The organism is Rhizobium sp. 18065 (genome assembly GCF_902706095.1).
Lineage (GTDB): Bacteria > Pseudomonadota > Alphaproteobacteria > Rhizobiales > Rhizobiaceae > Allorhizobium.
Genome location: NZ_CACSJP010000010.1, coordinates 82,391 through 103,896, shown reverse-complemented (window position 1 = coordinate 103,896; position 21,506 = coordinate 82,391). Strand labels below are relative to the sequence as shown.

Sequence of the window (21,506 nt, the reverse complement as noted above, 5' to 3'; positions counted from 1 at the left end):
ATGGATCAGAACTGGATCGACATCGGCCATATCGACGATATCCCGCTGCGCGGCGCACGCTGCGTGAAGACCCCGCAAGGCAAAGTCGCCGTCTTCCGCACCGCTGAAAACGAGGTCTTCGCCATCGAGGACCATTGCCCGCACAAGGGCGGCCCGCTCAGCCAGGGCATCGTCCACGGCAAGGCGGTCACCTGCCCCTTGCACAACTGGGTGATCTCGCTGGAAAGCGGCCGGGCGCAGGGCGCCGACGAAGGTGCGGTGCGCACCATTCCGTTGCGCAACATCGACGGCCAACTGTCGATGTCGCTCGAACGGGCGCTGATCGCCGCCGAGTAATCGTCCTACCGCGCGGGCACCCCAAATGGGGTGCCGGCAACCACGAGCGGAGACAACGCATGTCCACTGAAGTCAAGACCACCTGTCCCTATTGCGGCGTCGGCTGTGGCGTCATCGCCAGCGTCGATGGCGCCGGCAAGGTCAGCGTCAGGGGCGACCCGGACCATCCGGCCAATTTCGGCCGCCTCTGCTCCAAGGGCTCGGCCCTTGCCGAGACGCTCGATCTCGACGGCCGTGCACTCTATCCCGAAATCAAAGGTCACAGAACCAGCTGGAACACGGCTCTCGAAATGGTGGCCCAGACGTTCCAACAGACCGCCACAGAGCATGGCCCGGACTCGGTCGCCTTCTACGTGTCCGGACAGTTGCTGACCGAGGACTATTATGTCGCCAACAAGCTGATGAAGGGCTTTATCGGCTCCGCCAACATCGACACCAATTCCCGCCTCTGCATGGCCTCCTCGGTTGCCGGCCATCGCCGCGCATTCGGCGCAGACACGGTGCCTGGCATCTATGAAGACCTGGAACTGGCCGATCTCGTTGTGCTGGTCGGCTCCAACATGGGCTGGTGCCATCCGGTCCTCTATCAACGGCTAGCGGCAGCAAAGGCGGTTCGCCCCGGGCTGAAAGTCGTCGTCATCGACCCGCGCCGCACAGCGACCTCGGATATCGCCGATCTACACCTTTCGGTTCGCCCGGATGGAGACGTCGCCCTGTTCAACGGGTTGCTCGCCCACCTCGTCCAGCACAACGCAATCGACCAGAGCTATATCGCAGCCCATACCCATGGCTTCGCTGAGGCTTTTGCCGAAGCGGACATGTCGATGGCCGACCTGATCGAGGCAACCGGCCTGCCGGCCATGCAGATCCGACAGTTCTTCCATCTCTTCCTGACAACGGAAAAAACCGTCACCTGCTACAGCCAGGGCGTCAACCAGTCCTCCGTCGGCTCCGACAAGGTCAATGCGATCATCAACTGTCATCTGGCAACAGGCCGCATCGGCCGTCCCGGCATGGGACCCTTCTCGCTCACCGGCCAGCCGAATGCCATGGGCGGCCGCGAGGTCGGCGGTCTCGCCAATATGCTCGCTGCGCATATGGCGATTGAAAATCCGGACCATCGCGAAAAGGTCCAGCGCTTCTGGCAATCGCCGGTGATCTCCGACAAGGCAGGCCTCAAAGCTGTCGATATGTTCGAAGCCGTCGCCGATGGTCGCATCAAGGCACTGTGGATCATGTCCACCAATCCGGTTGTCTCCATGCCGGATGCCGATCGCGTCAAGGCGGCCATCGAGGCCTGCCCCTTCGTCGTCGTCTCGGATATCCTGAAGGACACCGACACGGCCCGTCTCGCGGACGTTCTTTTACCGGCCACCGGATGGGGAGAAAAATCCGGTACGGTGACCAATTCCGAGCGCCGCATCTCGCGTCAGCGCCCTTTTGTCACTGCACCCGGCGAAGCACGACCAGACTGGTGGCAGCTTGCCGAAGTCGGTAGGCGCATGGGCTTCGACAAGGCATTCGACTACACCTCGCCGGGCGAAATCTTTGCCGAACATGCAGCCTTGTCGGCCTTCGAGAATGATGACGAACGTGACTTCGACATTGGTGCCTACGCCGCTATCGACGAAGACGACTATGACAGCTTACGCCCCTTCCAGTGGCCACAGCAATTAGGCAAGCCATCCGGCGAAACCCGCTTCTTTGCTGATGGCCATTTCTATCATGCGGACCGCCGCGCCCGCTTCATTGCAACGCCGGCAAACCCGCCGGCGCGCACCAGCCTCGATTTCCCGCTGATCCTCAACACCGGCCGCGTGCGCGACCATTGGCACACAATGACGCGCACCGGAAAAAGCGCCCGGCTTTCGGCTCACATTGCCGAGCCCTTTGCCGAAATCCATCCGACGGACGCCGCGCAATACCGGATCGCCGATGCTGATCTCGTCGAGTTTTCCGCAGAAAACGGTGCCCGCGTCATCGTCCGTGCGCTGCTGACCGAACGCCAGAGCCGCGGCTCCGTCTTCGTTCCGATGCACTGGACGGGGGAAAACTCTTCGCTTGGTCGTATCGATGCGCTGGTCCCATCGATCACCGATCCGGTGTCCGGCCAACCCGCCTTGAAGCATGTCCCGGTCGCGATGAAGCGCTATGCCGCAAAGGCCTATGGTTTTGCGGTCAGCGTAGCGAAACCGGCAAACCTGGACGCCGCCTACTGGGTCATTGCCAAGGCCGATGGCGGCTGGCGCACCGAGCTTGGCTTCGAACAGGACAATATCGACTGGGAAGCCTGGGCACGACATGCATTCGCCATTCCGGCCGATGTCGAGGTAACCGGTTATGCCGATGCCCGCAGCTGCGATACCCGCCTCGCCTTCTTTGCCGGCCAGCACTTCCTCGGCGCCCTGTTCGTCGCCGCCAGCCCCGTGGCGGTATCGCGCAACTGGCTGGTCGGCCAACTGCGTGAGCAGCAGGCCGAAACCGCCAAGCGTTACGCGCTGATCGCCGGTCGGCCAAGCGCAGATCGCCCCGATCCCGGCGCCATAGTCTGCTCGTGCTTCTCGGTTGGCGTCAACCAGATTACCGGCGCCGTTCGCCAGGGCTGCTCAACCGTCGAGGCGGTGGGCACAACATTGTCTGCCGGAACCAATTGCGGCTCATGCCGCTCCGAAATCAGGAGGATCATCGATGCTTGCCACATCCTCGCAGCGGAATGAGCGCCGGCGACCCGAGCGGGTCGCACCTCTTGCAAAGCTTCCAGTCTTCTGGTCGCTGGAAGGCAAAACGGTGATTGTTGCCGGCGGCACCGATGGCGCCGCGTGGAAGGCCGAGCTTCTCGCCGCCTGCGGAGCACGGGTTCATGTCTATTGCCCAGAGGACGAGCTTTCCGATGTCTTTCTCGAACTGCTCGCGACAGCCAATGACGATGGCCGCTATGTCCTTCATCACCGCCATTGGCATACCGATATCTTCGAACACGCGGCCCTTGCCCTCGCCGATTGTGAAACCGACGAAGAGGCCGAAGCCTTCCACACGGCCGCCCGCGTGGCCGGCGTTCCGGTCAATGTCATCGACAAGCCTGCCTTCTGCCAGTTCCAGTTCGGATCGATCGTCAATCGCTCGCCGGTGATCGTATCGATTTCAACCGATGGCGCGGCCCCCATTCTGGCGCAGGCCATCCGCCGCCGCATCGAAACGCTTCTGCCGCAGGCCCTGAAGGGCTGGGCTGAACTTGCGCGCGACATCCGCGACCGGGTCAACGAACATCTCTCACCCGGACCGCAGCGTCGCACCTTCTGGGAACGCTTTGTCGACCGGACATTTGCCAGCAACCAATCGCCGGAGGAGGGCGTCGAGCGGGCGCTTCTGACAGAGGCCGAAAGCCTGTCGGAAGCGTCCGCCACCGGTCGCGTGACCCTGGTCGGCGCAGGCCCCGGCGATGCCGAACTGCTGACGCTGAAGGCGGTACGCGCATTGCAATCGGCTGACGTCATCCTCTTCGACGATCTTGTCTCATCAGAGGTCCTGGAACTGGCCCGGCGCGAGGCCAAGCGCATGCTGGTCGGCAAGCGCGGCGGTCGCGAAAGCTGCAAGCAGGACGACATCAACGCCATGATGGTGAACTTCGCCAAGGCCGGCAAACGCGTGGTCCGGCTGAAATCCGGAGACCCGATGATCTTCGGCCGCGCCGGCGAGGAGATCGCCCGCCTGGAGGCCGAAGGCATTCCGGTCGATGTCGTGCCGGGCATTACCGCTGCCAGCGCCATGGCATCAGCACTCGGCATCTCGCTCACCCACCGCGACCATGCGCAATCGGTCCGTTTCGTCACCGGCCATTCGCGCCATGGCGACCTGCCGGCCAACACGAATTGGGCAACCCTTGCCGACCCAACCGTGACCACCATTTTCTACATGGGCGGCCGGACGGCGGAAAAGATCCGCAAGGCGCTGGCGTCGAATGGCATGCCCCTGTCGACCCCTGCCGTGATCGTGACCTCCGTCACCCGCCCGAACGAGCGCCGCTGGTCGGGCACGCTCGGTGGACTCGCCGAGGCCGTTGCAATCATCGGCGTCGATGAACCGATCCTCATCGGCATCGGCAATGCCTTTGCCGCACGGGCAAAGGCAGCGGTAGAAATGCCGGTCCCGCTCTCGGAGCGTCGTGGGACGCGGGTGGCGCAGAGCGCCTAGGCAAGAACGCCCGGCCGGGCAAAGGTTGCGCTGGCCTCGCTGACGATAGAGACGTGATCATAGGCCGATTTGCCGGCGGCAAGCGTATCGCCACGCAGGATCGCGGTGACGATCTCGTCATGCTCGCGCCAGGACTTGGCAAGGCGCCCTTCAAGACGGAACTGCGCGCGACGAAACGGCGAAAGCCGCGCCCGTGTCTGGGTCACCAGTTCCAGGATATGGTCATTATGCGCGCCGCGATAAAGCTGGGTGTGAAACTCGATATTGTAGGCGGCATAGTCCTCGTCGGCCGAGGCGCGGACGATCCGGCTGGAGGCCTGGTGCATGTCTTCCAGATGCTTGCGCTCGGCAACGGTCATGCGCTCGGCGGACAGCCTTGCGCATATGCCCTCAAGCTCGGCCATCGCCTCGAACATCGAGTTGAGTGAGCTGCCACTGACATTGGTGACCACGGCCCGCTTGTTTGGCTGTCGGTCGACAAGACCCATGGCGCAGAGTTCCCGCAAGGCTTCGCGCACGGGCGTGCGCGACACCTCGAAGCGTGCCGCAAGCGACCCTTCGTCCATCTTCTCGCCGGGCTCAAGGCTGCCGGTAATGATCAGGTCCGCGATCGCCCGCACCATCTGTTCGACGGTCGTACCGGCACGGATGACGGCTTTTTTCTCAGGCTTGTCCACGGGCGATCCCACTTTGTTACTGCATACACATGCCAAAGCACCACGCTCAAGTCAAACCGGCACGACGCGGCGAGGACACTCCCGCACCATTCGCCGAAATGGTTGCCTATTTCCTAACCACGCCACCGCGTAAACTGCATACAGTTTGATCTTGTGGCTATAGGCCGAACGTTGACCCTCGTTTTATCAAGAGCTTACGCCTCTGGCACGCCGATTGCATACACTTTATTGCAGAATTCAAGAATGGCAAAAGCCAGATAAAGGGGAACTTCGATGACCAAGCTTATGTCCGTTACCCGCAGAACATTCCTGAAAACCTCCGCCGCTGGCGTCGCTGGAGCTGCCCTTGCTCCCAACGCCTTCTTCTCACCCGCCATGGCGCAGGCCGCTCTCACCGTCGGCTTCATCTATGTCGGACCGAAAGATGACTATGGCTACAACCAGGCCCATGCCGAAGGTGCGGCAGTACTGAAAAGCATGGCCGGCGTCACCGTCGTCGAGGAAGAAAACGTGCCGGAAACCGTCGATGTCCAGAAGACGATGGAATCGATGATCAACCTTGATGGCGCGACCCTCGTCTTCCCGACTTCCTTCGGCTACTTCGACCCCCATATGCTGGCCATGGCCGAGAAATATCCCGACGTCCAGTTCCGCCATTGCGGCGGCCTGTGGCAGGAGGGCAAGAACCCGATGAACACCGGCTCCTATTTCGGCTACATCGGCCAGGGCCAGTATCTCAACGGCATCACTGCTGGCTACGCTTCGAAAAGCAAGAAGATCGGCTTCGTCGCCGCCAAGCCGATCCCGCAGGTGGTGCAGAACATCAACTCCTTCCTGCTCGGCGCCCGCTCGGTCGATCCGTCCATCACCTGCCAGGTGATCTTTACCGGAGAATGGTCGCTGGCAGTCAAGGAAGCCGAAGCTACCAACGCCTTGATCGACCAGGGTGCCGACGTCATCACCTGCCATGTCGACAGCCCGAAGGTCGTGGTCGAGACTGCCGCCGGTCGCGGCGCCTTCGTCTGCGGCTACCATGCCAACCAGAGCCCGCTGGCGCCGGAGAAATACCTGACCGGTGCCGAATGGGCCTGGGGCAACGTCTACACCGATTTCGTCAAGAAGGCCCAGGCCGGCGAAAAGCTCGGAAACTTCGTTCGCGGTGGCCTGAAAGACGGCTTCGTCAAGATGAGCCCACTCGGCCCTGCCGTTTCGGCCGAAGCGCGGACCAAGTTCGAGGCAACGCAGGCGGAAATGATGAAGGGCGGCTTCTCCGTCTTCAGAAGCGGCCTGAAGGACAACAAGGGCACAGTCGTCGTCACCGCCGACCTTGCGGAAGATGCGATCGAACTGGAAAGCATGAGCTATCTGGTCGAGGGCGTTATCGGCTCGACATCCTGAAGCGCGCGGGAGCGGCGGCATGACCTTGGAAATAAACAGTCAGAGCCTCGTTCCACCCCCGGTGCGGGCCGGAGATTTCCGGCCTGCCATCGAATGGGCGGCGAGACGCGCAGAACCCCTCGCCATCGCACTGTTTGCGGTGGCCGTCGGACTTGCGATCTTCTCGGTCTTCATTGCCGTCATCGGCAAGTCGCCGCTTCAGCTCTTTCAGCTGATGTATGCCGGCGGCTTCGGCAGCTGGTTCTCGATCCAGAATGCCCTGAGCCGTGCAGCGCCGCTGCTGCTGACCGCGCTCTGCGTCGCCTTGCCCGCCCGCCTCGGCCTGACCGTGATTGGGGCCGAAGGCGCCGTCGTTCTCGGCGGGGTCGCTGCCGCAGCGATTGCCCTGCCGATCGTCGGCCTCGTGCCACCCCTGATGCTGTGGATCACCATGGGCATTGCCGCCATGATCATCGGCGGCATTTGGATCGGCCTGTCCGGCTTCCTGCGCCACTATCGCGGAGTCAACGAAACCATCGCCTCGCTTCTTCTGGCCTATATCGCCATCGCCCTGATGAACCAGTTGATCGAGGGACCGTTGCGCGACCCCGCCAGCCTCAACAAGCCTTCGACCACGCCGCTTTCTGCGGAATACATGCTCGGCCAGATCCCCGGCATGGATGTGCATTGGGGCTTCGCCGTCGGCGTCGTCGCCTGCATCATTTCCTACGTTGTCATCGAATGGACGACGAACGGCTTTGCCGCCCGCATTGCCGGCGGCAACATGCGCGCCGCCCAGATCCAGGGCCTGCCCGTCGGCCGCCTGATCGTCGGCTTCACATTTCTCGCCGGCGCCTTTGCCGGCCTCGCCGGCATGCTCGAGGTCGCCGCCGTTCAGGGCAGCGCCAATGCCTCGCTGGCTGCCGGCTACGGCTATACCGGCATCCTCGTCGCTTTCCTCGCCCGCCACAATCCGCTCGCCATCATTCCGGTCGCCATCCTGCTCGGCGGCATCGACGCCTCCGGCGGCCTGATCCAACGCCGCATGGCGCTTCCCGATGCGACCGTGCTCGTGCTCCAGGGTACGCTGTTCATCGCCGTCCTCTTTTCCGAAACCCTCTACGGCCGCTTCAAGATCTTCAATCCCGATCTGTGGAAACAGCCTGAAACCAGCAAGGGAGCAGCCTGATGGACGGAACCGATATTGGCCTCTGGGGCATTCCCCTTGCCATCATTGCCGGCGCCATCCGCGTCTCGACGCCATTCATCTTCGTCAGCCTCGGCGAAATGATCACCGAGCGCTCCGGCCGCATCAATCTCGGTTTGGAAGGCACGCTCGTCTTCGGCGCGATGGCCGCCTATGGCACAGCGGTCATGACAGGCTCTCCCTGGCTCGGCGTTCTGGCCGCCATGCTGGCTGGCTCGCTTTTCGGTCTGTTGCATGGTTTCATCTGCAAATTCCCCAAGGTCAACGACATCGCCATCGGCATTGCCATGATGCAGTTCGGCCTCGGCCTTGCTTTCTTCCTCGGCAAGCCCTTCATCCAGCCCTCGGCACCGAAGCTGCCCTCTATTCCCTTCGGCGGCTGGTCAAGCTATCCTCAGGTCCAGGCTGCCCTCAACATCAATGTCCTGTTCATCCTCGGCATAGCCCTTGCGTTCGCCTTGTCCTGGGCTCTGCGCAACACACGGCTTGGCCTGATCCTGCGCGTTGTCGGCGACAGTTCCGACGCTGCCCGCGCCATGGGCCTCAACCCCGACACCATCCGTCTTCTGGCAACGGCCGCCGGCGGTGCACTCGCGGCGGTCGGCGGCGCCTATCTTTCGCTCTTCTATCCCGGCTCCTGGAACGAAGGCATCTCCTCCGGCCAGGGCCTGATGGCCGTGGCACTGGTGATCTTTGCTCGCTGGAACCCAATCGGCTGCCTGCTCGCGTCGCTGCTTTTCGGCGGTGCCGGCGCGCTCGGTCCGGCCCTGCAATCGGTCGGCGTCACGGAAGGCTACTACCTTTTCTATGCGGCGCCTTACGTGCTGACCCTCATCATCATGATCGCGACATCCTCGCCCACCCGCTCGCTCGCGGGCGCGCCAGGGGCCCTGTCGCTGACCAAGTAACTCGACCACAAGGAAGATTTCCATGAACGGATTGGGTGGACTGAACAAATCCGAACACGGCGTCGGCATCGGCCTCGTTCAACTACAGTTGCCCAGCACAGTGACGACGGCCGACCTCGCACGTCAAACGCAGGTCATCGTCGATCTCGTCGGCAAGGCAAGGCGCAACCAGCCAGGCATGGATCTTGTCGTGTTCCCGGAATATGCCCTGCACGGCCTGTCGATGGATATCAATCCGGAGATCATGTGCACGCTCGACGGCCCGGAAGTCGCAGCCTTCAAGGCCGCGTGCAAGACCAACAGGATCTGGGGCTGTTTCTCGATCATGGAGCTCAACCCCGGCGGCATGCCTTACAATTCCGGCATCATCATCGACGACCAGGGCGAACTGAAACTCTACTATCGCAAGATGCATCCCTGGGTTCCTGTCGAACCGTGGGAGCCCGGCGATATTGGGATTCCCGTCATCGAGGGCCCGAAAGGGGCAAAGCTGGCCCTGATCATCTGCCACGACGGCATGTTCCCGGAAATGGCCCGCGAATGCGCCTACAAGGGCGCCGAAATCATGATCCGCACGGCAGGCTACACCGCACCGATCCGCGACAGCTGGAAATTCACCAATCAGTCGAACGCCTTCTGCAACCTGATGGTCACCGCCAATGTCTGCATGTGCGGCTCGGATGGCACATTCGACAGCATGGGCGAAGGCATGATCTGCAATTTCGACGGCACGATCATCGCCCATGGCACCAGCGGCCGGGTCAACGAGATCATCACCGCGGAAGTCCGCCCCGATCTGGTGCGCGAGGCCCGCCTTGGCTGGGGCGTCGAAAACAACATCTACCAGTTCGGCCACCGCGGCTATGTCGCGGTCGCCGGCGGCGCGCAGGACGCGCCCTACACCTACATGCACGATCTGATCGCCGGAAAATACCGCCTGCCCTGGGAAGACCAGATCAAGGTGACCGACGGCACGTCCTCCGGCTTCGACAAGCCCAACCGCCGCTATGGCGAAAATTTCAAACTGGCCGGCGAATAGGAGACACGTGATGGACGCGATGATCGAAACAATGACCAGCTACATCAAGGGCGATCCATACGACTGGCCCTATAACGGCAAGCTGCGGCCGGACAACACGGCGCTGATCATCATCGACATGCAGACCGATTTCTGCGGCAAGGGCGGTTATGTCGACCACATGGGCTACGACCTGTCGCTGGTACAGGCACCGATCGAGCCGATCAAGACGGTTCTGACCGCCATGCGCGCCAAGGGTTATCACATCATCCACACCCGCGAAGGCCATCGCCCTGACCTCGCCGACCTTCCGGCCAACAAGCGCTGGCGCTCGCAGCGCATTGGCGCAGGCATCGGCGACGCCGGCCCCTGCGGCCGCATTCTCGTGCGCGGCGAACCCGGTTGGGACATCATCGAGGAACTCTATCCGCTCGAAGGCGAGACGATCATCGACAAGCCGGGCAAGGGCTCGTTCTGCGCCACCGACCTCGAATTGATCCTCAACCAGAAGCGCATCGAAAACATCATCCTGACCGGCATCACCACCGATGTCTGTGTCTCGACCACCATGCGCGAGGCCAATGACCGCGGCTTCGAATGCCTGCTGCTGGAAGACTGCTGCGGCGCCACCGACTACGGCAACCATCTGGCGGCGATCAAGATGGTCAAGATGCAGGGCGGCGTATTCGGCTCGGTGTCCAATTCCGCAAAGCTGGTCGAGGCCCTACCCTGATGGCCTCCTGGCATGCGCAGGTCTACCGCGTTTCAGCCGACGGCCCAGACGATGTCTCGGGCGTCGAAGCGTTGTTTTCCAACGGCCTTGCGCCGGCAGACGTTGTCGCCATTCTCGGCAAGACCGAAGGCAATGGTTGCGTCAATGATTTCAGCCGCGGCTATGCCACACAGTCCTTCGAAAAGCTGTTTGCCAGACATGGCGTCGAAGGCGTGTCGATCATCATGTCCGGCGGCACCGAAGGCGCTCTTTCTCCACACTGGACGGTGTTTGCCCGCGAAAGATCGGATGCACCGGGCGCAGGCGCGCTGGCAATCGGTGTATCGAGAACGCCCGACCTTGCCCCTGCCCAGCTCGGCCGCAAGGGCCAGGTGACGATGGTCGCTGAAGGCGTCCGCCAGGCGATGAAGGATGCCGGCATAACGAGCCCCGGGGACGTACACTTCGTCCAGATCAAATGCCCGCTGCTGACTGCAAAAAGGGTGGCGGATGCACAGGCATCCGGTGAAACGACGGTGACCCGCGACACCTTGAAGTCGATGGGCTTTTCCCGAGGCGCATCCGCGCTCGGCGTAGCCGTCGCTCTGGGGGAAATCGCCGAAGATGCGTTCACCGACGCCGATATCGGCAACAGCTTTCACCTCTATTCCGGCTGCGCCTCAACCTCCGCCGGCGTTGAACTGTCCGATCACGAGATCATTGTGCTAGGCATGAGCAACGCATGGTCAGGTCCGCTCGCCATTGATCATACTGTGATGCAGGATGCGATTGACACCACATCCGTGCGTGCCGCGCGCGAGCGCCTGCCGCAAGGGGCTCTGCTGAAGGCGGTGCTGGCCAAGGCAGAGCCGGATCCGAGCGGATCCGTTCGCGGACGCCGCCACACGATGCTGGACGATTCCGACATCTCCGCCACCCGCCATGCCCGCGCCTTTGTCGGCGGCGTTCTCGCCGGCATCTTCGGCATGACCGATCTTTACGTCTCGGGTGGTGCCGAACATCAGGGCCCGCCCGGTGGCGGACCTGTCGCCATCATCGTTGAAAAGGAGCAGTGACCGTGAGCATTATCGGTGAGATCCTTCGTACGAAAGACATTCCCGCCGTCGGCATCGAAACCGTCGACATGACCATGCGCTTCGGCGCATTCACCGCGCTCGACCATGTTTCGATCAAGGTCGAACCTGGTTCCTTCCATGCGCTGCTCGGCGAAAATGGCGCCGGCAAGTCGACGCTGGTCAAATGCATCATGGGCTTCTACCGCCAGACATCCGGCCAGTTGATGGTCGACGACCGGGAAGTGTCCGTCGCCTCGCCGCGCGATGCTGCCGCCTTCGGCCTCGGCATGGTCTACCAGCACTTCACCCTGGTACCCTCGCTGACCGGTGCGGAAAACCTTGTGATCAGCCGCGCTAAAGTCCCGGCCGTGATCAACTGGGCGCAGGAAAAGAAGGCCCTCGCCGCCTTCATGCAGACCATGCCCTTCGAGATTCCGCTGCACCGCCCGGTCGCCGAACTTGCGGCCGGCGAAAAGCAGAAGCTCGAAATTATCAAGCAACTTTATCTCGGTCGCCGCTTTCTCGTGCTCGACGAGCCGACCTCGGTCCTGACGCCTGCCGAAGCCGACGACATGCTCGGTCTTGTCCGCGGCCTGACAGCAAGCGGCGAACTGACCGTGCTGATGATCAGCCACAAGTTCCATGAAGTGACGAAATTTGCCGATGCCGTCTCGGTTCTGCGCAAGGGCAAGCTGACCGGTGGTGGCAAGACCTCCGAGCTTTCCACCCGGGACATGGCTGCGATGATGATCGGCGACGTCAAGCTCGCCGAACTCGACACGCGCCTGCCCGTCAACGGGAGTGCAACACAGATTCTTGCCCTCACCAGCGTCAAGGCACCAGACCGCAGTGGTCTGAAAACCATCGAGATCGACAAGCTGGTCGTGCATTCCGGCGAAATCGTCGGCATCGCCGGCATATCCGGCAACGGCCAGAAGGAACTGTCCGAAATCCTTGCCGGCCAGCGTCCGACCGATACGGGCGATGTAGCGGTCAAGGGCAAGCCATATGGAGCGACACGGGCAGAAACCCGCGCCAACAATGTTCGCTTTATACCGGAAGAGCCATTGCAGAATGCCTGCGCACCGAAAATGAGCGTTTCCGAAAACCTGTCCTTTCGCACATTCGACCTGAAAACCGACGGCCGCGAAACCCGCTGGCTTGACGGCCGCGCCATGCGCCGCCTCGCCGGCAGGCTGATCGGCGATTTCAAGGTCAAGACGGCCTCGCCTGCCTCGCCCATAGCTTCGCTGTCCGGCGGCAATGTCCAGCGCGCCGTGCTCGCCCGCGAGCTGACCGGCGACGTCGATCTGCTGGTCGTCTCCAATCCCTGTTTCGGTCTCGATTTCTCGGCAGTCGCCGAAATCCGCTCGCGTATTATGAAAGCCCGCAATGGCGGTACGGCCGTACTGCTGATCTCCGAAGATCTTGACGAACTGATGGAGATGTCCGACCGCATTATCGTCATGTCCGACGGCAAACTGGTTTATGAAACCCCGGCGCGCGAAGCTGACATTTCCGTCATCGGCGCTCACATGGCGGGGCATCACTGATGACAGATGTCAAAGCCCTGCCCTTCTCCTTCCCGCTCAGGCGCGACAGTGTCGCCCTGATCGTCATCGACATGCAGCGCGATTTCGCCGAGCCCGGCGGCTTCGGCGAAACCCTCGGAAACGACGTCAGCCATGTCTCGGTCATCGTGCCGGACGTCAAGCGCCTGATCGACGGCTTTCGCCATGCCGGCCTTCCGGTGATCCACACTCAGGAATGCCATCGACCGGATCTGTCGGACCTTCCACCCGCAAAGCGCAATCGTGGCAATCCGAGCTTGCGGATTGGAGACCAGGGGCCAATGGGCCGGATCCTGATCGCCGGCGAACCCGGCACTGCGATCCTTCCGGAACTTGAGCCTATCGAAGGCGAACTGGTGATCGAGAAGCCTGGCAAAGGTGCCTTCTATGCCACGTCGCTCGGTAAAGACCTGCAGGAACGCGGCATCACGCAACTCGTCTTTGCGGGGGTGACCACAGAGGTCTGCGTCCAGACCACCATGCGCGAAGCCAATGATCGCGGCTATGAATGCCTGATCGTCGAAGAGGCGACGGCCAGTTATTTCCCGCATTTCAAACAGGCCGCCCTCGACATGATCCGCGCGCAGGGCGGCATCGTCGGCTGGACGGCCCATCTCGATGATCTCCTGAAGGGACTGATGCATGCCTGAAACCACCCGGGAAGGCCTGATCAATGGCGGCTGGAAAAACCTCGATTTCGACCCGTTCCGCGACGGCGTCACCATTCATTGGATCAATCCGTTCGTCGACGATCAGCCAGGCGTGGCGCTGCTGAAATACGAAGCGGGCGCCGGCGTTCCACGCCACCGGCACGAGGGACTGGAAACCATCCTCGTCCTGCAGGGAACCCAGTCGGACGAGGCGGGTGACTATGGTCCCGGCTGCTTTGTCGTCAACGCCAAGGGCAGCGAACATTCGGTCTGGAGCGATACCGGCTGTGTTGTGCTGATCCAGTGGGACCGGCCGGTCAACATCCTCGGCGAGACCTGATCAGACACTGACCAGAGACCGTGTGAGGCTGTTCATGCATGCAACACCTGACTCCGTCACCAGAAACTGGTCCTCGATCATCAGCGCGCCAAGGCCCTGGGCGTAGAATGGTGCCTCCAGCGCCACGACCATGTTCGGCTCGATGAACTCAGCACTGTTGTGCGAGAAAAATGGCCACTCCTCGATCCCGACACCACCGCCGACCGAATGACCAAAATGGCCGCGGTAATATTCGCTGAAACCATCGTTGCGCATCGAGCCGAGCATCGCCGCGTGAACCGCACCGAAACTGTTGCCGGGTCGTACCTGCTCGAGCCCGACGGAAAAGGCATTTTCGAGCGCCTTGTAGATATCGAGCGCAAGGGGCACCGGCGATCCAAGACAGAACGTCCGGGCACCATCCGACGAATAGCCGTCGACCAGCGTGCCGACATCCGCCTTGACCAGTGCTCCCGGAACAACGATCGCGCCAGCATCACCGAGATCTGGCCCGACCGAGATATAATCCCAATGCCCGCTCAACGCATATCCATTGCCATTGGCCTCAGACCGGGCGCCCTGAAGCCACGCCGTCGACAGGGTCGACAGCGACACATCGGGTGCAATCTCCTCGCGCATGCGGATCAACCCCGCTTCGGCTGCCCGGCTCGCCCGCTGCAGCCGGATGATCTCGGCTGGCGTCTTGATCGACCGCAGCCGACGCAATGCGGGCGAGCCGTCGAGCCATGTCACATCCGGCAGCAATGCCTTGAGCTTGAGGAAATCGGCCGCCGGCATGAATTCCAGATCGACACCGATCCGGCCCCTGGCAAGACCCCGCTCGCGCAACAGGTCGTCGAGCAGACGGAAACAGGCATCCTGATCGAATGTCTCAGGCCGAGGTCCGGTATTCCAGGCTTTCCGATAGGCGGCATTGACACCCGCGACATCGTTTTCGTCCTGAAGTCCAACGCTGTCGATCCAGATGCGATGCGTCCGAATATCGGCGTCCGGCAAGGCTTTCCGGACCGCCCCGGCGGCATGATCGCTGACGACAACTGCAAGCGGCGAGCCGGCATCCGCAGGCACAATGGCAATCGCCGATCCCGCCCGCCCCCACATGGTTGCAACCCCGGCCGGAGCACCGATTGCATAGCGAAACGTTTCAGGCTGGAACAGCACCAGTGCATCGAAGTGTTCGGCACCAAGTATTCTCTGGGCGCGCACGCGGTCTAGATCGCTCACATTTCCATCCTGTCGTCCGTCGGTCTGTAGCGATCCTGCGAGGATCGCTGAAACGCAAAATCGCCCGAATGCCGGGCGATTTCACACATTGTCTTCGCCTTACATAGCCAAGACTTTAAGCCTGCGGCTGCTTGGTCTTGCGCAGGTAGGGCAGGACCGTATCGAATGAGCCGAAGCGGGTGATGGCATCTTCGTTGGAAACGGCAGCCGTGATGATCACGTCGTCACCCTGCTTCCAGTTGGCCGGCGTGGCCACCTGGTGTTTGGCCGTGAGCTGGATCGAATCGATCGTGCGCAGGATTTCGTCGAAGTTGCGGCCGGTGGTCATCGGATAGGTCAGGATCAGCTTGATCTTCTTGTCCGGGCCGATGACATAGACAGAACGAACCGTCGCATTGTCGGCAGGCGTGCGGCCTTCCGAGCTGTCACCGGCATCGTCGGGCAGCATGTCGTAAAGCTTGGCAACCTTGAGGTCATTGTCACCGATCAGCGGGTAGTCGACGTCGAAACCGGTCGCCGTCTTGATGTCCTGCTTCCATTTCACATGGCTGTCGACCGGATCGACCGAGATACCGATGACCTTGACATTGCGCTTGCGGAATTCGCCGTCGAGTCCGGCCATCGCTCCCAGCTCGGTCGTGCAGACCGGGGTGAAATTCTTCGGATGCGAAAATAGAACCGCCCAGCTATCACCGATCCAGTCATGGAAGCTGATCGCTCCCTGGGTCGTGTCGGCCGTAAAGTCAGGCGCAGCCTGGTTGATACGCAGTGTCATGTCCAGCTCCAGTCAAAATCTGTTGATCTGTATCGTCCAGGGTTGAATGCTGCAAACCTGCAAGACGCGTGGTGACTTGGCCCGTAGTGACTTTTGGCCAGCGTCATAGTCCGCGTCTCCTTTGCCCGCGCGCTCGGAAGCCGCACCCGGCGGAAAGTTCAGCATCAGACCCGATCGTGAAAAAGGCCTCCGAAGGAGACCTTTGAACAACTAAGCAGTCTTGGTTGTCTTTTACAAGACGAAGAGCAGGCCCGCGATAAAGCCGATCGAGAGAAACGCAACCACCAGGGCGCATTTATCGGACCAGACTCGTGCGCCGCGGCGCGCGGTCTTCTGATGTTCATTTTGGCAAGTTGCAAACGCCATCATCAACTCCGGTCTAGAGAATGGGGAACATGCCCCAGAAGAATATCTCATGACGCCGGCAATCGGCGTCATCGGTGTCATCATCATGAGCCGCAACAAAAGGTCTTTTTCTCTCCGGAACCCGCGGCGCTCTGTCGCTTTGCGGTACCAGCCTCCGTGCAAGACCGAAAAGATCAAAGGAAAGCATTTCCACACTGTGGGGCATTGCCGATCCCTCCAACTGTCGCGTTCATCATGAACTCACGGTCACAGTTTCGTCACATTTGGGTCGCGTGTCAATAATCACTACCAAATTGGTATTCTAACTTTCGTCCCATAGGCAGAATGCATAACTCGCCTTGGGAGTTCCCGGGAAATGAGTGCGCAAACGCAGCTGACAACCGCGACATATCGGCCGGCATCTCCAAGCCTTTGATCGGGACACCGATCAGACGTGTTCGGCCTCCGATGAACGTCGGCGCAACCGGCGCCGCGTATCAGAAGGACTTTCCGAAAAACTCGCCCTGTAGCTGCGCGAAAAGGCTGACGCCGAATTGAAGCCGGTCTCGGCCGCGATCTCGGCAAACGATGCCTTCGTCTCGATCACCTTCCTGCGCGCCGCATTCAACCGGAGCGCCAGATAGTGCAGATGCGGCGCTGCCCCGACATCATCCTGGAACAGTGCCTGCAGATGCCGGGCGCTGATACCGACTCGTCGCGCCAGCCGGACAAGGGTCAGCGGCTGCTCGACATGCTCTTCCATCAACCGCACCGCATGCGCCACCCGCGGATCCCGCATCCGCAATCCCACGGTCGATGGCGTGTGCTGTCCCTCCCCCTGGAAGCCACCCTGCTCGTAGCTGAACAGTCGGCTGACCTCGAGCGCCAGTGTATAGCCCTGGCGCCGGCGGATGATCTCCAGCATCAGGTCCATGGTCGGCAGCGAACCGCCTGTCGTGATCCGCTTGCCGTCGATGACGAAACGATCCTTGACGGCGCGCACCTGCGGATAAGCCAGCGCAAATTCCTCGAAATCCTCCCAATGCGCGGTCGCTGAAACATTGTCGAGCAGGCTTGCCTCGGCCATCAGCCACGTTCCGGATTCGATCCCCGCGATGATCGAGCGATAACGTGCGCTCTGCGACAATGTCCGCTTCAGGGCCGGCGTAGCTGCATCGCGCCAGTTATAACTCGCCAGTACGAAGAGCGGCGCGGTCTCGGCACTTTGTTGGAACATACCATCAGCCGGCATCGGCACATGGCTGGTCGTCATCGCGGCCTGGCCGTCGGGCGTGAACACCCGCCAGCGATAGAGCTCGCTTCCTGAGATACGGTTGGCACCCCGCAACGGTTCGATCACCGATGCGATCAGGATCAGGTTCGTGTCCGGCAGAACCAGAAGATCGATATCCAGACGGTCAAGGGAAGGGACAAGCAAAACGGCCTCCAGCGCTTCCGATAAAGTATCAAAAGCTTCCGATTGTGCAAAGCATCCGTTGAATTCTTGTTGCGTAATGCCCTCAATAACGAGGGAGAACAACAATGCCTCTTGCGATGAACCGCGATGTATTCATCACCTGTGCCGTGACCGGCGCTGGCGACACGGTCTCGAGATCGAGCCATGTGCCGATCACCCCCAAGCAGATCGCCGATAGCGCCATTGATGCCGCAAAGGCCGGCGCGGCAGTCGTGCATTGCCACGTGCGCGATCCGGAAACCGGCGCCGCCAGCCGCCGCAACGTTCTCTACAGGGAAGTGACCGACCGCATCCGCTCCGCCGATGTCGATGTCGTGCTCAACCTGACTGCCGGCATGGGCGGCGATCTGGTCTTCGGCAATGTCGAGGCGCCCTTCCCGCTGAATGAAAAGGCTACCGATATGGCCGGCGCCACCGAGCGCGTCAGCCACGTCGCCGAATGCCTGCCGGAGATCTGCACCCTCGATTGCGGCACGATGAACTTTTCGCTCGGCGATTACGTCATGACCAACACGCCGTCGATGCTGCGCGAGATGGCGCGCCAGATGACGGCGCTCGGCGTGCGCCCGGAAATCGAAGCCTTCGACACCGGCCATCTGTGGTTTGCCAAGCAGCTTGTCGAGGAAGGCCTGATCGAGGATCCGGTGCTGATCCAGCTGTGCATGGGCATCCCGTGGGGGGCGCCCGACGACCTCAACACCTTCATGGCCATGGTCAACAACGTGCCGGCCAGCTGGACCTTCTCGGCATTTTCGATCGGCCGCAATGCGCTTGCCTACCCAGCAGCCGCCGTGCTCGCCGGCGGCAATGTCCGCGTCGGCCTCGAAGACAATCTCTATGCCGGCAAGGGCATGCTCGCGACCAATGCGCAGCTCGTCGAAAAAGCCGTGACTGTCATCGAAGGCGTGGGCGCCCGCATCATCGGGCCGGCCGAAGTCCGCGAAAAACTGAAACTGACAAAACGCTGAGGTCGAAATGAGCAAGATCAACAAGGCAGCCTGTATCGGTGGCGGCGTCATCGGCGGCGGATGGATCGCCCGGTTTCTGCTCGCCGGCATCGATGTCGCCGTCTTCGACCCGCATCCGGAAGCAAAGCGCATCGTTGCCGAAGTGCTGGCCAATGCCGAACGCGCCTATGCCATGCTCACCGGCGCACCGATGCCGGCGCGTGGCACGCTCACCTTCTGCGAAACGCTGGAAGAGGCCGTCATCGGAGCCGACTGGATCCAGGAAAGCGTGCCCGAACGCCTCGACCTGAAGCGCGGCGTCCTGACCAGGATCGATGCCGCCGCAAAGCCCGATGCCCTGATCGGTTCGTCCACCTCCGGCCTGCTGCCGACCGACCTGCAGCGCGACATGAAACATCCAGAGCGGCTGTTCGTCGCCCACCCGTACAATCCCGTCTATCTCCTGCCGCTGGTCGAGATCGTCGGCGGCGAGAAGACATCGAAAGACACAATCAAAGCCGCCATGGACCGGCTTGCGCCCATCGGCATGAAGGGCGTGCACATCGCCCGCGAAATCGAGGCTTTCGTCGGCGACCGGCTGCTGGAAGCGCTGTGGCGCGAAGCGCTGTGGCTGATCAAGGACGACATCTGCACCGTCGAGGTGCTGGACGATGTCATCCGCTATTCGTTTGGCCTGCGCTGGGCGCAGATGGGCCTGTTCCAGACCTATCGCATCGCCGGTGGCGAAGCCGGCATGCGCCATTTCCTCGCCCAGTTCGGCCCCTGCCTGCAATGGCCATGGACCAAGTTTACCGACGTCGTCGATCTCGACGATGCCCTGGTTGAAAAAATCGGCCAGCAGTCGGACGAGCAGGCGAACGGCCAGTCGATCCGCGAATTGGAGCGCATCCGCGACGAAAACCTGGTCGGCATCCTGCAATCACTCAAAGGTGGCAATGGCGGCGAAGGCTGGGGCGCCGGCAAGCTGCTCAAGGATTTCGAACAGAGCCTCTGGGCGAAAGGCGGCGCCAAGACCGAACCGGATTTTGCAAAACCGCTCCGCCTCGTCGATACCAAGGTGAGCCCGGCCTGGGTCGACTACAACGGCCACATGACCGAGCATCGCTACCTGCAGGTCTTCGGCGACACGACCGACGCCCTGTTGCGGCTGATCGGCGCCGATCTTGCCTATGTCGAAGCCGGTCACAGCTACTACACGGTCGAGACCCATATCCGCCATATCGGCGAAGCGAAACTGGGACAGGCGATCCATGCGACGTGCCAGATCCTGTCCACCGACGACAAGCGGCTGCATGTCTTCCACACCATCCACGACACGGCGAGCGGAGACACCATTGCCACGGCCGAGCAGATGCTGCTGCATGTGAATTCGGCAGCGGGCAAGACCGTACCGGCACCGGCCGAAATTCTGGACCGACTGCAGCCGATCGCGGCAGCCCATGCCAACCTTCCTGCTCCCGATGGGACCGGCCGTCATGTGGGGCAGAGAAAATGAACTTCGGTCTGACCCAGGAACAGGAAATGGTCGTCCAGACCGTGCGTGATTTCGTCGAAAGCGAAATCTACCCGCACGAGGACCTCGTCGAACGCACGGGCGAGGTCCCGCCTGACCTCGGAGCCGATATCAAACGCAAATGCCTCGAACTCGGTTTTTATGGCTGCAACTTCCCCGAGGAACTCGGCGGCGCGGGCCTCGATCCGCTGACCTTCACGCTGGTCGAGCGTGAACTCGGCCGGGGCTCCATGGGCCTGACCGTCTTTTTCGGCCGCCCTTCCGGCATCCTGATGGCCTGCGAGGGCGAGCAGCGGGAGCGATATTTGCTCCCCGCCATTCGCGGCGAAAAAGTTGATGCCCTCGCCATGACCGAGCCTGATGCCGGCTCGGACGTACGGGGCATGAAATGTTCGGCCCGCCGTGACGGCAGTGATTTCATTGTCAACGGCACCAAACATTTCATCTCCCATGCCGATCTCGCCGATTTCGTCATCCTCTTTGCCGCAACCGGCGAGGAGCAAACAGCGAAAGGTCCGAAGAAAAAGATCACCGCCTTCCTCGTCGATCGCGGCACACCGGGTTTCGAGATCCGCAAGGGCTACAGTTCGCTCTCCCATCGCGGCTACCACAACAGTATCCTGACCTTTACCGACTGCCGCCTTCCCGCGACCCAGGTCCTGGGGGAAGTCGACCACGGCTTCGACATTGCCAACGAATGGCTGTCGGGTACGCGGCTGACGGTGGCAGCGACCTGCGTCGGCCGTGCGCGCCGCGTCTTCGATTTGGCCCTGCCCTACGCTGCCGAGCGCAAGCAGTTCGGCAAACCGATCGGCGCCAATCAGGGCGTCTCGTTCAAGCTCGCCGACATGATCACCGAGATCGACGCGGCAGACCTTCTCACCCTGTCGGCCGCATGGCGGGTCGGCGAAGGCCTCGACGCCAATCGTGAAGTCGCATCGGCCAAGCTCTATGCCTCGGAAATGCTGGCAAGGGTCACCGACGAAGCCATCCAGATATTTGGCGGCATGGGGCTCATGGACGACCTGCCGATCGGCCGCTTCTGGCGCGACGCCCGCGTCGAGCGCATCTGGGACGGGACATCGGAAATCCAGCGCCACATCATCAGTCGCGATCTCCTCAGACCGTTCGGAGCGTAATG

19 protein-coding genes are annotated in these 21,506 nt (G+C 61.7%); 15 read left to right on the top strand and 4 right to left on the bottom strand.

Annotated elements, in window-relative coordinates; translation table 11 throughout:
• Genes nirD through cysG form a run of 3 tightly spaced genes read left to right on the top strand, consistent with a single transcriptional unit; the run spans position 1 to position 4,527 of the window.
• Positions 1–336 (top strand): nitrite reductase small subunit NirD, encoded by a 336-nt coding sequence (gene nirD / locus GVK95_RS20470; protein ID WP_159952542.1) that lies wholly within the window; start codon positions 1–3, stop codon positions 334–336.
• Positions 337–395: 59 nt separating this feature from the next.
• Positions 396–3,053, top strand: coding sequence for a nitrate reductase (locus GVK95_RS20465; protein WP_159952541.1), 2,658 nt, complete (start codon positions 396–398; stop codon positions 3,051–3,053).
• Positions 3,025–4,527, top strand: a complete 1,503-nt coding sequence (gene cysG / locus GVK95_RS20460) for a siroheme synthase CysG (RefSeq protein WP_159952540.1) — start codon at positions 3,025–3,027, stop codon at positions 4,525–4,527. The genes GVK95_RS20465 and cysG overlap by 29 nt, the downstream gene beginning before the upstream one ends.
• Here the strand turns inward: cysG and GVK95_RS20455 are convergent.
• A complete protein-coding gene (locus GVK95_RS20455; RefSeq protein ID WP_159952539.1) occupies positions 4,524–5,204 on the bottom strand; it encodes a GntR family transcriptional regulator in 681 nt (226 codons plus the stop codon). The genes cysG and GVK95_RS20455 overlap by 4 nt on opposite strands.
• Before the next feature lie 273 nt (positions 5,205–5,477).
• Here GVK95_RS20455 and GVK95_RS20450 point away from each other — a divergent pair, with 273 nt between their 5' ends.
• The 9 genes from GVK95_RS20450 to GVK95_RS20410 all read left to right on the top strand — a co-directional run bounded on the left by GVK95_RS20450 (position 5,478) and on the right by GVK95_RS20410 (position 14,063).
• Entirely contained in the window at positions 5,478–6,602 is a 1,125-nt protein-coding gene (locus GVK95_RS20450; protein ID WP_159952538.1) for a BMP family ABC transporter substrate-binding protein, read from the top strand.
• Between the two features lie 19 nt (positions 6,603–6,621).
• Complete coding sequence (locus GVK95_RS20445; RefSeq protein ID WP_159952537.1) at positions 6,622–7,770, top strand: ABC transporter permease; 1,149 nt, start codon at positions 6,622–6,624, stop codon at positions 7,768–7,770.
• The gene (locus GVK95_RS20440; protein ID WP_159952536.1) at positions 7,770–8,696 is read left to right on the top strand and encodes an ABC transporter permease; all 927 of its coding nucleotides are present in this window, start codon (positions 7,770–7,772) and stop codon (positions 8,694–8,696) included. The genes GVK95_RS20445 and GVK95_RS20440 overlap by 1 nt, the downstream gene beginning before the upstream one ends.
• A gap of 22 nt (positions 8,697–8,718) precedes the next feature.
• Positions 8,719–9,735, top strand: coding sequence for a formamidase (locus GVK95_RS20435; protein WP_159952535.1), 1,017 nt, complete (start codon positions 8,719–8,721; stop codon positions 9,733–9,735).
• A gap of 10 nt (positions 9,736–9,745) precedes the next feature.
• Positions 9,746–10,447 (top strand): isochorismatase family cysteine hydrolase, encoded by a 702-nt coding sequence (locus GVK95_RS20430; RefSeq protein ID WP_159952534.1) that lies wholly within the window; start codon positions 9,746–9,748, stop codon positions 10,445–10,447.
• On the top strand, positions 10,447–11,502 hold the full coding sequence (locus GVK95_RS20425) for a ring-opening amidohydrolase (RefSeq protein WP_159952533.1): 1,056 nt from the start codon (positions 10,447–10,449) through the stop codon (positions 11,500–11,502). Before GVK95_RS20430 ends, GVK95_RS20425 begins: the two co-directional genes overlap by 1 nt.
• A gap of 68 nt (positions 11,503–11,570) precedes the next feature.
• Complete coding sequence (locus GVK95_RS20420; protein ID WP_244618843.1) at positions 11,571–13,055, top strand: ABC transporter ATP-binding protein; 1,485 nt, start codon at positions 11,571–11,573, stop codon at positions 13,053–13,055.
• On the top strand, positions 13,055–13,723 hold the full coding sequence (locus GVK95_RS20415; RefSeq protein WP_159952531.1) for an isochorismatase family cysteine hydrolase: 669 nt from the start codon (positions 13,055–13,057) through the stop codon (positions 13,721–13,723). Before GVK95_RS20420 ends, GVK95_RS20415 begins: the two co-directional genes overlap by 1 nt.
• The gene (locus GVK95_RS20410) at positions 13,716–14,063 is read left to right on the top strand and encodes a cupin domain-containing protein (RefSeq protein ID WP_159952530.1); all 348 of its coding nucleotides are present in this window, start codon (positions 13,716–13,718) and stop codon (positions 14,061–14,063) included. The genes GVK95_RS20415 and GVK95_RS20410 overlap by 8 nt, the downstream gene beginning before the upstream one ends.
• Here the strand turns inward: GVK95_RS20410 and GVK95_RS20405 are convergent, their stop codons facing one another.
• The 3 genes from GVK95_RS20405 to GVK95_RS20395 form a co-directional block, all read right to left on the bottom strand.
• On the bottom strand, positions 14,064–15,287 hold the full coding sequence (locus GVK95_RS20405; protein WP_159952529.1) for a Xaa-Pro peptidase family protein: 1,224 nt from the start codon (positions 15,285–15,287) through the stop codon (positions 14,064–14,066).
• 115 nt (positions 15,288–15,402) lie between these two features.
• Positions 15,403–16,062 (bottom strand): peroxiredoxin, encoded by a 660-nt coding sequence (locus GVK95_RS20400; protein ID WP_159952528.1) that lies wholly within the window; start codon positions 16,060–16,062, stop codon positions 15,403–15,405.
• A 793-nt stretch (positions 16,063–16,855) separates the two neighbouring features.
• Positions 16,856–17,845, bottom strand: coding sequence for a GlxA family transcriptional regulator (locus GVK95_RS20395; RefSeq protein ID WP_159952527.1), 990 nt, complete (start codon positions 17,843–17,845; stop codon positions 16,856–16,858).
• Positions 17,846–17,949: 104 nt separating this feature from the next.
• Here GVK95_RS20395 and GVK95_RS20390 point away from each other — a divergent pair, with 104 nt between their 5' ends.
• From GVK95_RS20390 to GVK95_RS20380, 3 genes are read left to right on the top strand one after another with little or no spacing between them, the layout of a single operon-like run.
• Positions 17,950–18,852 carry a 3-keto-5-aminohexanoate cleavage protein gene (locus GVK95_RS20390; protein ID WP_159952526.1) on the top strand — a complete coding sequence of 301 codons (903 nt, stop codon included), beginning with the start codon at positions 17,950–17,952 and terminating at the stop codon, positions 18,850–18,852.
• 7 nt (positions 18,853–18,859) lie between these two features.
• Positions 18,860–20,347, top strand: a complete 1,488-nt coding sequence (locus GVK95_RS20385) for a carnitine 3-dehydrogenase (protein WP_159952525.1) — start codon at positions 18,860–18,862, stop codon at positions 20,345–20,347.
• On the top strand, positions 20,344–21,504 hold the full coding sequence (locus tag GVK95_RS20380; protein WP_159952524.1) for an acyl-CoA dehydrogenase family protein: 1,161 nt from the start codon (positions 20,344–20,346) through the stop codon (positions 21,502–21,504). The genes GVK95_RS20385 and GVK95_RS20380 overlap by 4 nt, the downstream gene beginning before the upstream one ends.
• The last annotated feature ends 2 nt before the right edge of the window (positions 21,505–21,506 follow it).

What these genes read in the sequence shown, in the direction of transcription:
- GVK95_RS20440 (WP_159952536.1), top strand. Translation starts at nt 7,770, where the DNA reads ATGGACGGAACCGATATTGGCCTCTGGGGCATTCCCCTTGCCATCATT.
- GVK95_RS20410 (WP_159952530.1), top strand. Translation starts at nt 13,716, where the DNA reads ATGCCTGAAACCACCCGGGAAGGCCTGATCAATGGCGGCTGGAAAAAC.
- GVK95_RS20415 (WP_159952531.1), top strand. Translation starts at nt 13,055, where the DNA reads ATGACAGATGTCAAAGCCCTGCCCTTCTCCTTCCCGCTCAGGCGCGAC.
- nirD (WP_159952542.1), top strand. Translation starts at nt 1, where the DNA reads ATGGATCAGAACTGGATCGACATCGGCCATATCGACGATATCCCGCTG.
- GVK95_RS20380 (WP_159952524.1), top strand. Translation starts at nt 20,344, where the DNA reads ATGAACTTCGGTCTGACCCAGGAACAGGAAATGGTCGTCCAGACCGTG.
- GVK95_RS20400 (WP_159952528.1), bottom strand. Translation starts at nt 16,062, where the DNA reads ATGACACTGCGTATCAACCAGGCTGCGCCTGACTTTACGGCCGACACG.
- GVK95_RS20465 (WP_159952541.1), top strand. Translation starts at nt 396, where the DNA reads ATGTCCACTGAAGTCAAGACCACCTGTCCCTATTGCGGCGTCGGCTGT.
- GVK95_RS20445 (WP_159952537.1), top strand. Translation starts at nt 6,622, where the DNA reads ATGACCTTGGAAATAAACAGTCAGAGCCTCGTTCCACCCCCGGTGCGG.
- cysG (WP_159952540.1), top strand. Translation starts at nt 3,025, where the DNA reads ATGCTTGCCACATCCTCGCAGCGGAATGAGCGCCGGCGACCCGAGCGG.
- GVK95_RS20425 (WP_159952533.1), top strand. Translation starts at nt 10,447, where the DNA reads ATGGCCTCCTGGCATGCGCAGGTCTACCGCGTTTCAGCCGACGGCCCA.
- GVK95_RS20435 (WP_159952535.1), top strand. Translation starts at nt 8,719, where the DNA reads ATGAACGGATTGGGTGGACTGAACAAATCCGAACACGGCGTCGGCATC.
- GVK95_RS20390 (WP_159952526.1), top strand. Translation starts at nt 17,950, where the DNA reads ATGCCTCTTGCGATGAACCGCGATGTATTCATCACCTGTGCCGTGACC.
- GVK95_RS20430 (WP_159952534.1), top strand. Translation starts at nt 9,746, where the DNA reads ATGGACGCGATGATCGAAACAATGACCAGCTACATCAAGGGCGATCCA.
- GVK95_RS20385 (WP_159952525.1), top strand. Translation starts at nt 18,860, where the DNA reads ATGAGCAAGATCAACAAGGCAGCCTGTATCGGTGGCGGCGTCATCGGC.
- GVK95_RS20450 (WP_159952538.1), top strand. Translation starts at nt 5,478, where the DNA reads ATGACCAAGCTTATGTCCGTTACCCGCAGAACATTCCTGAAAACCTCC.
- GVK95_RS20420 (WP_244618843.1), top strand. Translation starts at nt 11,571, where the DNA reads ATGACCATGCGCTTCGGCGCATTCACCGCGCTCGACCATGTTTCGATC.